We start from the raw sequence: 15,671 nt of genomic DNA on the forward strand, positions 1-15,671 counted from the left end.
CCGCTAATCGTTTGCGGCAACGCGCCACGGCGGCCGGCGTCCGACGCGATAGCCAGGCGCCACCGCCACGCACCAAAGACCGCGGCGCGACGGCCACCGCGGCCCGGACGGCGATCCATGGCTGCCCCCCATCCCGGCAGCGCCAGTCAAGAGAGGTGTCTCTCACTGAAAAGTGCACAAGAGGGCGACGCGGGTGCTGTTATCGAGTCGGCTATCGCGGTAAGCGCCCGCATAGACGTGTGTCGCGGCCCCTGCCTGTGTGCGGATAATGTCGAGAATTGATCGCGTCTCAGAAAGCTTGAGCGCTTCGCCGCCCATGATCACAAACATGCCCGTTGCATACGTCAGCGAAGCCTGAGGCGCGGCCAGACTCTTGAGAGCCCGCTGCGCCGCCTCTGCGGCACCGCGTTCGCCCGAGCCGTCTCCCAGACCGACCAGGAGGCGCTTTCCTCCCGTGATGGCGGTCCGCATATCTTCGAGATCAACGCCCATCATCCCGCACGGACCGAGCATCCTTGCCATGCCATCTATGACGTACGACGCTACACTGGAAAATGCATCCAGATTCACCTTGAGCACGGCATCAACGTGGCCGTCGATGCCCACTCTCGAGCGGACGCGATCGGATTGTGAATCAGAGCCAACCGCGACCAGCGCTATTGTCAAGGTGTGAGCATCTCGCAAGAACTTCAGGGTCGCTTCAACTGCTTCCGTGATCTGAGCCGCCGGGTCGACCAGTACGAAATTCAGACCGGCTATTGTGGCTAGTGCACTCTTCGGGACGACAGCGTCTTGGGTGGGGGATTTTTACGATGGCCCCAGCCTCAGCATGCTGGATCAGTCTATCGGCGATCAATCCACTTTCAGTCCCGAGACAGAGGACGCCAACCGCCGGCGAAAAGGGTGCGGCCGGGAAAGATGAATCTTCAGAGACCATGGCGAGCGTGACCGTGATTTATTGACCCGTATTGTAGTCGGACACCCTCGACCGTTGAGCAGGGTTGCTTGTCGCTACTGCTTGCAGGACCCGTGGAAATGCCGCTAAACTGCGTCTGCGCCGCTCAAACGGCAATCCTCTATTCATCCGCCACGACGTTGATCGACGGCCCTTGCTGGCATAGCTCGGCCAACCCGCCCTTTCTTGCTTTTCGGGTTCAGGCGCGTGACATTTCCCGTGTACAGCTCCTGCGTTAAGCGTGTCCACCGCTTAACGGAGTGGTTCGCCCCGCCTCCTTTTCTAACGCCGAGTCCCGGCAAGCATCTGGAGGATCTATGAACCTGAATGAGAATGTGCTCACCCCTTCGCCTGTGATCGCCACCAGCACCACGGTACTTGCGACCACCGGGCGGTCTTCCGTATCAACTATCCGTGAAGACATCGTGGCCTCGATCGCTATCGCTGTGAAAGAATTTGGTGGCGCAGCGAAACCGACGTACGGGTTTCCGGCCGAAATCAAGTCGCTGCGTGAAGCGGTTGTGCTCATCGCCGATAAGGAAGCTGCGACGTTGAGCGAAGCCGAGATCGAGGCGGCGTGCATGCAGGCGGCGCCGGGATATCCGGGGCTGACCTTCTATCGACAGCACCCACTCCACTGGCGTGTCTGTGTGAACTGCAATACGGCGCGCGGCGAACACCGCCGATGGAGTAGCGTGCTTGGTGAACTCCTCTGCATCCCGGAAGATAAGCAGTAGTCGCCCGCAGTCATTTCGCGGCCAACGATCGCGCCCGCACTCTGTGAGAGTGGCGGGCGCCTGGCCTTTGTCGATCAACAATGCGGCGCTCGCGCACATTCAGGACTCTTTGGATCAGCATCTCGCTCATCCAAGTGGTTCGGCCTCTTTCACACTGCCCTTCTGCGGCAAAAAACTGGAGGCTCTTATGACACAGCAAACCAACACGCAATTGCAACTGAAGACGACCGCGCCGCCAGCTGTCGAGCAACACGTCGCCATCTTCGTGCACAAGCTGCGTGATCATGAACGCGCGCTCGATGGCGTTCAGCGCGCACGGGGAAATGGTTACATCCTCGCGCTCGAAGTGCGTGACCGCATCGAGAACATCGCGCACTGCAAGGCGCAACTCGAAGAATTCCGCGGTCTCGCGAAGAGCAATGGTGTCGATGCGAATGCGGTCATTTCGCGACTTGGCGGCGAACCCGATTTCGTGCGGTTCGGTGCACCTGCCACGCATTAGCAGCATGCGGCGGTCGTGGGGGAACCATCCCCCACGCGCTGCCCCGTGCCCGTGCAAGGCAGGCGCGCCACTACAGGGATACTCCGATGAATCACATCAAGATTCATCCGAGCGTCGTCTGTTGGTTTTCCCTCCCTTGTAACGCCCATCCCTTGGGCATCTGACGGAGGATTCAAATGAACGCTGAAACCAACGAGGAGCAGGAGTTTCCGGACAATCCGGAGAATCTCGATCCTACCAGGCCCGGCCAGGAAAAGTACTATCGGGGGCTGGTGATCCGCATGGAAGCCGAAGGCGTGTTCTACGTTGTCAACGACGACAACGACAACATCCAGGTCCTCGACACCGTGGCACGCGCCGAGGAATGGATCGACGGCTTCTGGGACGAAGAGTACGCCGGCGTGCGAGTGCGGGAAGCGATCGACATGAAGGTCTGGGCCAAGCTCCATCCTGAGATCGCCGAAATCGAAGCGTACTCGGTCTGTGGCCTTGCCATCGTCCAGCTGCTCAACAGCATTTCGCATACGCTGCGCATCGTCGAACTCGAGCCTTCGATTCGCGCGCTGCTCATCAAGGAAGGGCTGCATCAAAGTAATGTCTGGTATTTCGGCTGAGATGCACTGCGAAGGCCGCGACCGTTGTCACTGACGGTCGCTCCTTCCCGGGTGTCGATCCGTCGCCTCTCGCCGCCATCCAGCCTACTGCAAACGAGATCTGTGTTTTTCGCGCTCGCGATGACACAGATCTGCCTCTCCCCTTGCACCCCTAGTTCGCTTTGCTCAGGCCGCGCGCCTGACCTGAGCGCACTTTCACGCCCATAGCTTGTTCAACGCCGATGACTCGGCAATAACACGGAGCGCAAACATGAATCAAAAAGCGGACTTGACTGGTGTGAGGGGCGATTTCGCAGTCGTCAACGTTGCGGCATTCAAGAAGCCGTGGATATGTCTCGAGGAAAATGGTGCCAGCCATGAATTCGACGATGAAGCCGCAGCGCGGGCTTTCCAGCGTGAGCAGCGCCTGGCGAGCGGTCGCGATCCGATGACTGGCGACCTGGTTGGAACCAGCATGCCCAATGCTGCCGTGGTCGAAGCGTATCTACACGTGAAGTCGCTCTTTCCGGAGGTACGGATGGTGCGATACGACGCGCAATCCGACTGCTCGTATACGACGATCGACGGTGTTGCTCCGTGGTTCGCCGGACATGAGATCGACCGTCACCTGCTCGACGATGCGTGCTGCAGCCTGGAAGACTTTCCGGTGATCTATCTGGAACCCGCGCTTCTCGGTGCAGCAAAGGTCTATGCCGAGGCGGCGAAAAAACCGTTCAAGTTCTGGGAGGAGAAGGTCTCCGAGGCCATGAACAACCTGCGCGGTATCAAGGTCGAGTTTCAATCGAACCTGTCGAACCACGCGTCCAACGCCCGCGAGATTGAACTTTCTGGCCAGATGGTGACTATCAAGGTTGCCGGAATCGATCCGCGTGTGACCCTCTGGCATGAGGAAGCGCTGCCGTTTCTTCAGATCCAGTTCGACGACGGGTTCGTGTACAACGCGTACGACGAGGAACTGTTCAGCCACGACAAGCGGCTTCATGCGCTCACCGCGGCCGTATGCGGTGGCTTCGCCATTGCACGTGACCTGGGCTACACGGGACCGACGGCCCTGAGTGCGCAGGCTACGCCGGAAGTCAAACGGGAGTTCGTGAACAGGCTGGACGTATTCCGGGTCACGGAGTGCTCGCAAGGCTCCAACTGTCCGCCCGCTTACCGCGTTGCTCGCAAGGCTGCATAAGCCCTCGGGTATAACGAGGAAGACACGCAAGCTGCGCATGCGTGTCACTTCTGTAGCAACCCAGCCCGCACCGCCTTCCCAGGCCGTGCGGGCTTTTTATTTTTCCGGTGCGGCCAGAGACCAGCTCGTCTGTGTCCCGTGGCTGTTTCAATCAGAAACGACTCTTTTTTGTAACAGTCGAGGAAAACGCTGCGGTTTTGGGTGCCTGCCGCTTATATGTGTAGCCACCTCGCGAATTTTGGCGAGTGGCATTCCTGAACCACATATTTTCACGGAGGCCACGTGCCTGCTTATCATCGCCCCACGACCACTACCTCGATGTCCATTGCTACTGACGTGCTCGCACGGTTAGAAGCACAAACCCGGTATCACACGGGCCCACTTGCCGAACTGTGCGGACTCGATCCGATGCTCGCCACCCAGTGGGCATCGCTCACCTACGGCATGCGCAGAAAGACCGGGAGTGCTTTTCATCGTCTCGTGTCGCAGCGCGCACGAAGGCCCGGCTCGACGCTCGTGCGGCGTCTGAATGTTGGGCAAGGGCTCCCTGGAGTGACGGCGCTGTACGAAGTCGTCCCGGCGGAAATCTGAAAACGCGCCGCTGATGCGTTGCGCGACTCTGCAGACAGGAAGACCGGCGCGCAGCTCATGTGGTGCCCGTCGGTAGGCAGCCGCGATGGCCAGCGCGATGATTATCGCCGCTTTGCGGCGCAAGGCGTCTCCGGGAAGCACGCGGGCTTATACAGGCGCGTTAGCCATCACCACGTTGCAAGGTAACTTTCCGGCCATAGCGCCGTACCTAATGTGGGGGGATCGCATGTCGACCATAGTCAGTCTGGGTAGCTTCGCCGTCGGTGGCGTGTTTTTCGTTTCAGGAGTCGTCAAACGCCGCTATCTCCTGTGCGCACTGGGTTTTGTTTTGCTCCTGGTCGCGCGCCTGGTGTAACAACTCCCCCGGCACTCGCGGCCGGGGGCTTCCCCTGAGATGCACTTCCGGACTTGATCGCTTTATTCCGCCGGGCTTAGAATAATGACTGCCGTTAGATCGGCATCTTGAATTCATTGCATGTCGCTGCCAGATGTCGTCTAGAGAGGTGACATCATCACGGAATAAGTCTTCGAGACTGGTTCGGCGCACGCGCACTCCAGCCAAAGTCCCCACTCGCAATATCAATCTCCATCTCCAAGCCTCCTTTGCTGAACACGCACGCGCGGACTGAGCAAAGCAGCGCCCTCCATGGCTTTTTAATCGCCGTTCTCGCGGCATTACTCATTGGAGGAGTTATGAATCAGCAAACCCCCGTACTGTCGAGCCACGCCGCACCGCAGGACTGGCAACCGTCCTTTTCGCCATGGCGTCACGGCGGCTGGTACGTCCACAACGTGCGCTATCCGGCAGGCTCTATCGGGTGCGTGAGCAACAACTACCGCGACAAAAAGTGGCGAATCGTCTGCGACCCGCGCCGCGGCGATCTCGGCGAGCCGGGCGATCACACTTTCAAGACACGCAATGCGGCAGCTCGCGCGGAGTTTGAGCTTGCGGCTGAAGCTCACGCCCGAATGCCCGAGTGGTTCCGGGAAATTCCGGACGTCCAGTTACGCTATGTCGCGGCCGGTCTGTTCGAGCGGATCGACGCAAATCCGACCTTTTCGCTGGCCGATGAGGTCAAGGGCGCTTGCCGGGCGCGAGGCTCCGACGAGCAGGCGCTTTTCGATATCGCCACTCGCTATCTGGCCGAGCGCAACGCAGAGAACGCGGGTGTGATCGGTGATGAGCCGTTGGGTTTCACGCAATGAGCCGCACCAGACCAGGCGCAGAGAGTTATCGGGAGCGTAAAGCTATCCGGACAGCGTATTTCTGGAGATGGGTGTATGGCTGGAAGCTGCGGTCATGCACAGCGTGTGCGGGATCCGGGCATTACGATCATTGCGGCAGCCCGCCGTGCGGATCGTGCAACGGGACCGCCAGAGAGCGTTATCAGGGGCCGAAAAGCGTCGAACGTCAGAAAGCGCACCCGGTCGAGTAGTCACCGCTGGCCTTCTCAAATCGTAACCCTCCGCCGCGTGTCCATCTCTGATGGACGCCGGCGGAAGTTTTTTCGCGCCTCCTTCAGGAAAGCCCACACGGTTTCCCTGAGCGTTGCACGCTCTCTCCTTTTCAACACGCGCATCTCGCGCACAAAGGAGAAATTCATGAACAGCAATAACGCCACGGAAGCCCATGTCGAGCAATCACCGTCGACGGACGGCACCTCGCCTTCACAAGCAGAGTCTGCCCTCGCCGAACTCGTGGGCGTCCTGCTGCGCGCGGACAAGCAAGGCGGCATCTGGCAGGCGCTCTACAACGAAGGCATCACTGACGCATATGACCAGGCGCTGGACACCGCGTTGCGCGTGCTCGGCCCGGTTGGCGTCGAACGTCTAGCCCAGAACTACGAGCTCGACACCGACGCAGTGATGGAGCGCCTCGCGAACGGGGCTGCATAAACCGCCATCTCTTCGAAATCGACGGCCGCCGCTCCACCCGGGGCGGCGGCTCGCTATCACCTCGCGGTAAGCCGTCGAGGGATGAACAGGTATCGCGTGTGTTTGGCTAAGCCGTCGTTTAGCCAAACCCATCCGGGTTGACCTCTTTGAAAACGCCCCAATCGGGCAACAAGGAGATCCCCATGAACCACGGAAAACTCAGCAGCAAGGCACCTGAGCAGTTCACGCTTCCGCTGTTTGATTTCGACGAAAAGACAGCGTGCCGTTTTGATTCATTGCCCCGCGCCTCGACGTCGGCGGTGGTCACGGTGCGCACAGTAGAGCAACAGCCACGCCCCGTCGTGGAACGCGCAAAGGACGCCCCCACACCGGTTGCTTCGGTTGTTGATACGCAGGACGTCAACGACCCGCGCAGTGCGGTGTATCGGTTTCGTGATACCGGATTTATTGAAGGAAGTCGCAAGGAGGCAGCCGCCTCCATGGTGATTCTGCGCGCCAAAAAAGACGGCTCACGGGTGTTCACTACCTCGATCGACTGGGGTGACCTGGAAAAAAATCCCCGTGAAGCAAGAAATCTAATAACGAAGTCGAACCTGTTCGGGGAAGTGGATTGGGCGGCCTTGCGTGAAGGTGGCATGCAATCTGGCGCAGGCTTTCTCATCGACCGGATCTATGCGGCCATCGGCCAGGAGCCGGCAGTAGATAGCCCGGCCGCGCGCAAGGACTATGCGACGGGCCTGCAGACCTTGCGTGACCGGCTGGAGGCATGCAAGACGCCTGCAGAAATTCTCACGGTGCTCAACGGACTGCAGGAAGAGTTCGATGGTGCAGTGTATCTGCCCGAAGAAACCCGTGAGTTCAAGGCGATCAGTGAGCGCGACGACGTATTGCTCAAAGAGTATCGCGCCCTTGAGGCCTCGACGAGCGCGGCCTACGACAAGGTCACGCACGCAAAATCCGACGTCGATTCGGTAGACTGGGAAATCAAGAAACGCGATCGCAGAGGCTGGGCAACCAAGCCTGAGTTGAGCCAGAAACTCGCGGAAGCAAACGCGATCCATTCTGGGCTTAACGAGGAATGGAGCCGCGCCGTCGCGCAGGCCACGCCGCGCAAGGCTGCCATCCGTAAGGAGCGGACGTCTTTGCACGACAAGGCGTACGACATGCGGCAGGCTGCCAGGCAACGCAACATCCTCGGCAATCCCCTTTGCCGCGCGTGGGCACTGATGGGCGAACGCTTCGTGAACGTTCTTCAGTACCGCAAGCACAAGGGTTCTGATGCGTTTGCAAAGCACGTGACGGCCGCGAAAACGGGGAAGATCGCGGACTGGTCGTGGTTGGGGAAAGAAGTCATGCGCGCACCACGCGTGACCTCCGAGGCCGCGCGCTTTCAGATCCGTGTAGCCGAGACATACGAGCGCGAAGGTGGTCGAGCAGTGGCGCCCCAGTCAACGGCAGAACTGAAGACCATGTTTAACCTTCGCGATCTGCAGTCTGGTAACTGGGTGCTGCGCGACATCGCAAGTGCGCAGTTTCACACTGAGCAATCGGGTGCCTCTTTTGCCGATCTGGCGGACCTTCTCGGCATTGCTGATCAGCAGATCTCGTTTCAGGGCAGGCTCGCACTCGCATTTGGTGCGCGCGGCCAAGGCGCGAAGGGCTGGAAGAGCGGTGCAGCGGCAGCGCACTATGAGACGGTGCACCGTGTGATCAACATCACGAAGATGAAAGGCGGCGGATCGTTGGGGCATGAGTGGTTTCACGCCTTCGACAATCTGATTGCTGAAGTCCTCACGGGCCAGCCAGCCGGCGTAGCTGACTTCGTCAGCGCGAATCCTTCGCTGCTTCCACAGGGGGAGATGCGCGACGCGATCGTGGCTTTGCGCAACGCAATGCTCGACGGGCCGCACCAGTTGTCCGAAACGCTGCATTACTCGGCGGAGGACTTCCGGCGCGCTGGTCTGAACATCAACGAGCACACGGAAAGAGGTATCGGCGCTTTGATCAAGGCTGCTGGAAACGTGCATGCTGCTGTTCAGGCGGTCGACGCGAAGCTTGGACCCAACGCAGGGGAAAAGCTCACGGGACGGTCAAAGCGCAACCACGAGACCTGGCGCGGCATCGCCATCGCGTACTACGGCGGCAATGCTGGGGGCGGCGAGATTGAGGTGCGCAGTGGTCCGACCATGTCGTCGTTCGCTCTTGAGGCTCACAAGCTCGATCAGGGTGGAAAGGTGTACTACCGTGCGACGTATGAAATGGCTGCGCGTGCGTTCCAGAGCTGGATCGAGGATCGCCTGTCTGGCCTCGGTCGAAGGAATGATTACTTAAGCGTTTTTGCGTCAAATGAGCACTATGTCGACGCGTTGCTTGGTATTCAGTGGAAACCATATCCGGAAGGTGACGAACGACAGCGGATCAACGCTGCGTTCGCTCGTCTCGCGGGTGCGATCCGCCACGCCTTGGCCGATTGATGTAGTCGACTGCCCGCACTCTTTCGAGAGTGCGGGTTTTTTTGCGCACCCGCAGCCGAACGATGCCTTGCCCGGTTGCTGCAGCATCGGTAGAATCCGGACACCGCCGTTCGATCGGCAATCAAACACCCGCACACGTCACATCGTTTCTTCGCGATAGGGACGCCAATGAATCTCCACTACGGATTCGCAAACTAGCGTTGGGAGAGTTCTCGCACTTCCATCGTTGTCCAGCACCCCCTACTTTCCGGCAAGAAACAGAACCCTGTTTCCTTGCCCGAGTGTAGCTCGCACCTCCTTTTTCTCAACGCCCTTTCGTGGGCATGACCAAGGAGTGGACATGAACAGCAATGCAATCAGCAACACCGAGCAGACGACTGATGCACAACGGCTCGCAGTCGCGTTTAGCATCGCGCTCGCAATCGGGAAATCGGCCACCGTCGGGCAACTCGAGCGTCTGTGGGGTGCTTCGGTTCTCGACAGGATCGCGCGTCACGACGTGGACAACCCGGCTCATCAGGGCGCATCCGGTTCGGATGAGCGGATTCTCGCTTCCGCGTTGAAGGACATCATCAACAGCGCCGAGAACGGGTCGGCTTACTCGACGCAGGAAATGCTCGGAGAGTGTTTCGGTATGTCGCGCGGTGTGGCGGCTCGCCTTCTGACGGAAAAACTGATGTCCTCAACGTCGCCCTCGGACTGGATGGACATGTTCGGCGGCCCGCTTGCAGCGCTCTTGCGTGAAAGTCTGAAGCGCGATCCGGATGTCGACAAGACACAATCGGGCATCGAAGCAACGCGCCGCCAGATCGCCGAAGAGGTCTACCTGGCGTTCGATTTCGGCGGGGAGGTAGAAACCGCGAACGGATGGGAGACCAGTGGTCCCGCGTATGAAGAATGGTCACGAGCCGTCTTCATCGCTGAAGACAATGACCGTTCGCCGTCGGCCCAGCTGCAACTGACGGTGCGCTTCAATGCGGATGGGACGGTCGTCGACGCCTATGCGCTGGACCGCAAGGGCCAGAAATGGGGAAACCCGGTCGGCCTCTTTCCATCGCCCGCCCATGCCAAAACCGAGGCGGCGCCGGCTGCGGCTGCCGACAGTCCGGAAGGAGATCCGGTGGCGATCGCCGTTACTGCTGGCCGTCCGTTGAAGCAGATCGTTGCGTTGATAACAGTCGACGACCCGACGGACCATATCTTGGGTCTTTCGGAAGCGATCGAATGGATGAACGACAAACTTGGACCGGCGGTCGTCGGAATCTCGGCGTACACCACCGCGGCCCACGCTGCTGAAGCGGAAACGGCCAGGAGCGGTGACTTCGCTCACGATATCGAGCGCTTGCTCGGCCATTAAAAAATCTGTATTGAGTCAGCCCCACCTCTTCGGAGGCGGGGCGCGCCTCCCGTATCAAACGCTCAGCCCTTTCTCCGGTCAGCAGCATCGTGCTTACCCGAGCATGGACTCATGCCTCCTTTTTAAAACCGCCGACTGTTCGGCAACACAAAGGAGCGTCTAATGAATAGCAATCTCGGTATGACTTCGCAAGCCTCGCGTCGGGTGAATGGATTTGGTATGCCCGCTCTCCCCATTGCGCCGCCGCACCCATTCACTCCGATCTGGCAGCTTTCGTTCGAGGACTTCTGCGCCTGCTCGATCGTGATCGATATCCATCGCAATGCCGACGGAATTTTCGTCGTTGGCAAGGCGATGGGCGAAGATATCGAAACGTCATCGCATCAGATGAAGCTGCTTGAGGCTGAGTACGAACGTCGCTCACCCGGAAATGGCGCGGACCTGCTGGTGCGGTTCAAGGCGCGGCTCGCAAACTCGGACTTCGCCGGCGACGTGATTGTTCTATCCGGCAGTGAAATTGGTGCGAAGCACCTGGTGCTCAACACGATGCTCGTGACCCCGCCGAACCTGCTCATTGCAGCCTATGAATCGACCGTCTCGGATGCCATTGCACGCGGCGAGTCGGTGCACGTTCCCGGTACCGACGAAGACCCGCGTGAGCGTCTCTTGAAAGCACGCTTGATGTAGCGTCAACGTTAATCGATCAGAGTCTGTGTGACGGCGCCCTCCCACCAGGAGAGCGCCGTCCAATACAGAAAATGGCGCATTCTTCGGTAAGCTCCCGCGACTTACCCGAGCGTTGCACCGCTCGCTCCTTTCAAACAGCCGTTGATACGGCATTCAAGGAGCAAACCCATGAAAAGCAATCAATCGAAGGCGTCAGCGCGCGGCACGCTTGTGTTCAGCTGCAATCCCAACTTCGGGCATTACGCACTGAACGCAGGCGGACATCTTGTGGCAGCCTTCGATCGCTCGGATGATGCCGGTGCATACGTCCAGCGAGATCAACGACTGCAGGTTGTGACCCGCGCCCAGGTCGCCGAACGTTTCCCGCAGTTGTTCAGCGGAACGATCACGGTCGACGCCGGTTGTCTTGACGTTGCAGCGGACAACGATTCGGAACCTGTTCTGTTGATTGGGTCGTCACAGGACCGGAACACAATCCTCGCAGCACTGCGCTTCTATCAATCGGCTGGCATGGGTGACCCGGTCAACCAGTCCGACGAGATTCACGATCTCGCAACCAATGGCAATGAGGATATCTCGATGGACAGCGATGGCATCGACGATCTCTGCGAGCGCGTGAACACGTCATCGCTGCGTACGTTCGCGGGAATGGAAAGCACCCCGGCGCCCGAGCAGGAAGCGGCGGTTTCGCGGTCGGCAATGTAAGACTCCGTATCCCTGCAAGTAGGGCCCACGTCTTCGGACGTTGGGCCCCCCTCTCTTTTTTAGGGCTGAGAGTTCCGCAAAGCCTCCGTGGTTTGACTTCGTTCTCTCCGCGCGGCTTTGCCGAGCTATCGCTTTCCTCTTTCTAGCGCCGATAACCGGCATCAGGAGGACTTCATGAATGGAAACGCAGCGTCATCTACCACTCACCGAAACGATAAGGCGATAGCTACCGGTTGTGCATCAGGCAGCCGGGAAATCGCAGAGCACGCGGCGGCATTTCTTGTATGGTCGGAAGCCATCAATCCCGCGTTCGCGCTTGGCGATGGAATGGCCGCACACGGCGCGCAGCTCATGGAAGCACTCAGGAAGTCGCTGAATGCGGCCAAGGCTGAAGGCACCGTGGCCCGGGCGGCTCGGGCGGCGTTGGACTGGCGCGATCGCATCAACCCTGCGTTCGCGGTCGGCGACGGGAATGCAGCACACGGCAAGATTCTTCTGGGTTCTCTTCGCAAGGCTCTGGAAGCGCACCCATCGGGGATTTAACCCTTCCCAGCACACGACAGCCCGGGCGCTTTATGCGCCCGGCGCGCCCGCCCCTTGCTGGTATTGGCAGAAGACCACTAAAATCCCATTGGCCACACACTGGCATCAGCACCTTACGTCCCCGCGCCCGCGGCTCCTGCCGAGCGCCCTCCTCTGCGCCCCTCCGGAAAGCCATCTGCTGGCTTCCCCGAGTGTTGCACCGCTCTGCGCTTTCAAACAGCCATTTACTGGCACAAGGAAGCGAATCATGAAAAACGCAAACTATGTAACGGTCGAAGCTGTCCGCATCGTGAAGCCGGGCGCTCAATCGCAGTTTGATTTGCGCAGGCCGTTCGTACTCAAGCATCACATTCCGTACGCCGCGGCTGTCCCAGGCACCGACATGGGTGAACAGATCGGTGGCGACTACTACTGGGGTCTGTCGAGCTGGACTTCGCGGCGGCAGGATGCACAGCGCTACACCGGGGATTCGGCACGGACCGAGCAGGCGCGCCTGGCCGAGCGTGGTACCGTCGGCGTCGAACTGGAAGACGCCAACGTCCTCGAGGCAAGACTACTGGTCATGACCGCAGTGAGTCGTGCGAACGACGAGGTGTTGCCGAGGGATGATTTTTTAGCCCTGCTCCGGAAGGTTGCTGCTATTCCGGACGAGCATTTCGCGAACGCTGTCGCGGATCTCGACTCACGGGGCGATCTGACCGAACCTACGATCCTCGCGATAAGCGGACTCGGCGGACATGTTCAGGCGGGGCCGACGGGTGCAAAACGCTCGCAACTGGAAATGGAGTAGTTCATGGCCGAAGGTGAAGTCGCAAAACTACCGGCCGTGACTGGATGGGCTTGACCGTGAAGCCAAACCGCGACATCGTCAACTCGGCGCTCGACGTGCCCGCTCACGGACAGTGCACTACGCCTCGTGCGGTCGCGAACGTCTGAACTCTCAACCGCAGCGAACCAGCCCATCAATGATGGGCTGGTCTCGCCGCGTGCACATCAAGTGCCTGGCCACCCTTTCGCCATACCGGGGTGCCAAAGCGCCAGCAGCAACGGTATAATTCGTTCAGCCGTTTCGATCGGCATTCAAATCCACTGTCAATAGCTCATGTTCCGCACCCTCAGGAAAGCGCCAGGCTTCCCCGAGTGTCGCGCCTCATCTCCTTATATGCGCCTTCCATCAAGGCAAAACTGGAGAGATCAAACATGAAGCTGCAACACCACGCCCCGCAGCAACAGACGTCGCTAGAGGAAAACGAAAGGCTGCGCAGCGGCTTTGCCGGTGACGAGCGTATTTTCCTTTTCTATAACCTCAAAGACGCACGCTATCGCCTAGCAACCCGTTGGGCGTGGCTGACCTCCTTCGACAATGTCTGGGACGCTTGCGATGCGTTCGAGGCACTCGAGTTGGCGGAGGGCGACGTCCGCGTGCTCGCGCGCTGGTCGAGGAAAGAGATCGCACGTGTGCCTCGCACCCGCTTCGGCCGCGACGCGGGCTCGATGAAACGCATCAACTACCTCGTGAACAGCATTGAACGCCGCGCGGCGGGGTTGCGCCCGCAACCGTGTGGGCGAAAAGGCAGTGTCGAGCGCTGGATTCCTGCTCGACATTCGAGCTGCTGACGCGGCCTGTACGCCACGATCCAATGCCTGGGCAAGGTCCACGTCATCCGACAAGGACCTTGCCCGACGGGCATCCGTCGCGTTTCCCTCGTTCCGAAAAGCTTAAGCACTTTCTGGTGAACCCCCTTGGTTGACCAGAGTGTTGCCTGCTAGCCCCTTCACAAACGCCGAGGTATCGGCATTTTTTTAGGGAACCTTCATCATGAACCAGCAAGCACAACGCAGCCAGATCGTCGCAGCCCAACGGATCGGACTCGCGATCCTGGAAACGATCGACGAGGCGGGCGAACTTGGAGCGCCGGCTGGCCCGCTTTTCGCGGCTCTTCAGGCGCAAGGAGCAAGTCTGTCGCAGTTCGAGTCGCTTATGGCGCCCCTCGTTGCCCGCGGCCTTGTGACACTCGAAAGCCATCTGTACACGATGACGAGCAGCGGCCGCGAGTTCATGGGCAAGCTGCGCGCCGCCGTTGGCGCGGCGACGCCTGCCGGCAGCGCGCTGCAATCGTAAGGAACCGCAGATCATGAACACGATCTTCGGATACGAGTGGGACGACATCCACCGCGCGCAACAAGGCGGCACGTTGCACCGTACGATGATCGACACGTCGAAACCAGCAACGGGGCCGGCGACGGATGCCGACCGCGCGCTGCTCGAAAAACACGGGACGATCGAAGCTATCGAAGCCGCCGGATTCTACGGCACGGCGGATCGTCTTCGTCGAGCCGGGTAAGCGGCGCTATAGCAAAAGCCATCATAGGGCGCGGCGTGTCTCTCAGGGGCACGCCGCGCCTGCCGTACCCGTCGGGGAGGCCCGCGCGCCCCTCCAGTGGATATTTGAGTATTCAGGAAAGCCCCACGGCTTCTCTGAATACTTCACGCCCCCGGTTTCTTATCCGCCTTGTCCAAGGCAAAACCCAGGAGCGTACCCATGAACGAAAACCATCAACTGCAGTCGCCCGAAAACGCTGGCACCGAGGAAGTCGTCATCAGACATGGCCGTACCGTCAACACGATCTGTGGGCCCTACGTTGTCATGCTGATGCGCGGCGGTCGTGTGTCTTCATCAGTCAGCGGCATCAGGACGGCTGAAGCATGCCAGGCGCGTGCAGAAGAGTACGCGCAACTATATAACGCCCGCATCGTGACTCCGCGACTGCCGGAAGAAGTGTCCCCCTCGGACGCTTCGACCGCCGCCACGGAATCCGGATCGCGCGAAGAGCCTGCGGTCGCCTTGAAGGCACTCGGCTACGGTAACAACGTGCCGAGCGAGAAGCTGAAGCAACAGGTTCTTGCGCAGGGATATACGCCGAAAGGCGTGGTGCCTCTCGCAGGTTATCTGTATCTCATCGGCTCTCACGCCCGCCTGGGGCACGGGTGTTCGTTGTCGACGGCACGCTCGACCGGGCGACCTACAAGAAGATGATCGAAGAAGCGCGCCACGCCGGATTGACGGTCGATCGTGTGATTGTTCTGGGCGAATTCGCGACCTATGCCGGAGAAGGCATCAGATTCCAGCGCTTCGAGGATTCGCAGTTCCACGCACTCGACCGGAAGATCAGGCAGGTCCTTTCGTTTGAAGACTGGAGCGCGGCAATCGAGCGTGAGGTGGGCGCCGAAGTGGAAGCGGAAAGCTATCGCCAGTACTACGATCGCGGGCTCAGCCCTGCCGAGGCTGTCCTTCAGGACAGGCTCGACAACGGCGTGATCGAAAAGGCGCCGGCGGCATAGCTCGTATCGCTAAAGACGGGACACCGGCATCAAGCCGGTGTACGAAATCGCGATTACCCCCTTCGGCCGCTTTGCGACGTGGCCGAA

General features: G+C 59.8%; 20 protein-coding genes. 19 read left to right on the forward strand and 1 reads right to left on the reverse strand.

The window, feature by feature from the left end:
* Positions 1–162: 162 nt before the first annotated feature.
* Complete coding sequence (locus SB822_RS01255) at positions 163–606, reverse strand: hypothetical protein (protein ID WP_410853800.1); 444 nt, start codon at positions 604–606, stop codon at positions 163–165.
* A gap of 666 nt (positions 607–1,272) precedes the next feature.
* Here SB822_RS01255 and SB822_RS01260 point away from each other — a divergent pair.
* The 19 genes from SB822_RS01260 to SB822_RS01350 all read left to right on the forward strand — a co-directional run bounded on the left by SB822_RS01260 (position 1,273) and on the right by SB822_RS01350 (position 15,584).
* Positions 1,273–1,692, forward strand: coding sequence for a hypothetical protein (locus SB822_RS01260; protein WP_410853801.1), 420 nt, complete (start codon positions 1,273–1,275; stop codon positions 1,690–1,692).
* Between the two features lie 187 nt (positions 1,693–1,879).
* Complete coding sequence (locus SB822_RS01265) at positions 1,880–2,194, forward strand: hypothetical protein (protein WP_410853802.1); 315 nt, start codon at positions 1,880–1,882, stop codon at positions 2,192–2,194.
* 176 nt (positions 2,195–2,370) lie between these two features.
* Positions 2,371–2,808 (forward strand): hypothetical protein, encoded by a 438-nt coding sequence (locus tag SB822_RS01270; protein ID WP_410853803.1) that lies wholly within the window; start codon positions 2,371–2,373, stop codon positions 2,806–2,808.
* A 250-nt stretch (positions 2,809–3,058) separates the two neighbouring features.
* On the forward strand, positions 3,059–3,988 hold the full coding sequence (locus SB822_RS01275; RefSeq protein WP_410853804.1) for a hypothetical protein: 930 nt from the start codon (positions 3,059–3,061) through the stop codon (positions 3,986–3,988).
* A gap of 318 nt (positions 3,989–4,306) precedes the next feature.
* Entirely contained in the window at positions 4,307–4,579 is a 273-nt protein-coding gene (locus tag SB822_RS01280; protein ID WP_410853805.1) for a hypothetical protein, read from the forward strand.
* A gap of 85 nt (positions 4,580–4,664) precedes the next feature.
* Complete coding sequence (locus SB822_RS01285) at positions 4,665–4,934, forward strand: hypothetical protein (RefSeq protein WP_410853806.1); 270 nt, start codon at positions 4,665–4,667, stop codon at positions 4,932–4,934.
* 248 nt (positions 4,935–5,182) lie between these two features.
* Positions 5,183–5,785: a hypothetical protein gene (locus SB822_RS01290; RefSeq protein WP_410853807.1), complete on the forward strand. Its 603-nt coding sequence runs from the start codon at positions 5,183–5,185 to the stop codon at positions 5,783–5,785.
* A gap of 396 nt (positions 5,786–6,181) precedes the next feature.
* Positions 6,182–6,475, forward strand: a complete 294-nt coding sequence (locus SB822_RS01295; protein ID WP_410853808.1) for a hypothetical protein — start codon at positions 6,182–6,184, stop codon at positions 6,473–6,475.
* A 182-nt stretch (positions 6,476–6,657) separates the two neighbouring features.
* Entirely contained in the window at positions 6,658–8,949 is a 2,292-nt protein-coding gene (locus SB822_RS01300; protein WP_410853809.1) for an LPD1 domain-containing protein, read from the forward strand.
* A 340-nt stretch (positions 8,950–9,289) separates the two neighbouring features.
* The gene (locus tag SB822_RS01305; RefSeq protein WP_410853810.1) at positions 9,290–10,306 is read left to right on the forward strand and encodes a hypothetical protein; all 1,017 of its coding nucleotides are present in this window, start codon (positions 9,290–9,292) and stop codon (positions 10,304–10,306) included.
* Positions 10,307–10,468: 162 nt separating this feature from the next.
* A complete protein-coding gene (locus SB822_RS01310; RefSeq protein WP_410853811.1) occupies positions 10,469–10,993 on the forward strand; it encodes a hypothetical protein in 525 nt (174 codons plus the stop codon).
* A gap of 267 nt (positions 10,994–11,260) precedes the next feature.
* Positions 11,261–11,698 (forward strand): hypothetical protein, encoded by a 438-nt coding sequence (locus SB822_RS01315; protein ID WP_410853812.1) that lies wholly within the window; start codon positions 11,261–11,263, stop codon positions 11,696–11,698.
* 174 nt (positions 11,699–11,872) lie between these two features.
* Positions 11,873–12,241, forward strand: a complete 369-nt coding sequence (locus SB822_RS01320) for a hypothetical protein (protein WP_410853813.1) — start codon at positions 11,873–11,875, stop codon at positions 12,239–12,241.
* A 247-nt stretch (positions 12,242–12,488) separates the two neighbouring features.
* A complete protein-coding gene (locus tag SB822_RS01325; protein ID WP_410853814.1) occupies positions 12,489–13,031 on the forward strand; it encodes a hypothetical protein in 543 nt (180 codons plus the stop codon).
* A 410-nt stretch (positions 13,032–13,441) separates the two neighbouring features.
* A complete protein-coding gene (locus tag SB822_RS01330; RefSeq protein ID WP_410853815.1) occupies positions 13,442–13,858 on the forward strand; it encodes a hypothetical protein in 417 nt (138 codons plus the stop codon).
* Positions 13,859–14,060: 202 nt separating this feature from the next.
* A complete protein-coding gene (locus tag SB822_RS01335) occupies positions 14,061–14,363 on the forward strand; it encodes a hypothetical protein (RefSeq protein WP_410853816.1) in 303 nt (100 codons plus the stop codon).
* Positions 14,364–14,376: 13 nt separating this feature from the next.
* Positions 14,377–14,586, forward strand: a complete 210-nt coding sequence (locus SB822_RS01340) for a hypothetical protein (protein WP_410853817.1) — start codon at positions 14,377–14,379, stop codon at positions 14,584–14,586.
* Between the two features lie 198 nt (positions 14,587–14,784).
* Positions 14,785–15,279, forward strand: a complete 495-nt coding sequence (locus SB822_RS01345; protein WP_410853818.1) for a hypothetical protein — start codon at positions 14,785–14,787, stop codon at positions 15,277–15,279.
* A complete protein-coding gene (locus tag SB822_RS01350) occupies positions 15,276–15,584 on the forward strand; it encodes a hypothetical protein (RefSeq protein ID WP_410853819.1) in 309 nt (102 codons plus the stop codon). Before SB822_RS01345 ends, SB822_RS01350 begins: the two co-directional genes overlap by 4 nt.
* The last annotated feature ends 87 nt before the right edge of the window (positions 15,585–15,671 follow it).

It is taken from the genome of Paraburkholderia sp. SIMBA_054, from assembly GCF_046534875.1.
Lineage (GTDB): Bacteria > Pseudomonadota > Gammaproteobacteria > Burkholderiales > Burkholderiaceae > Paraburkholderia > Paraburkholderia hospita.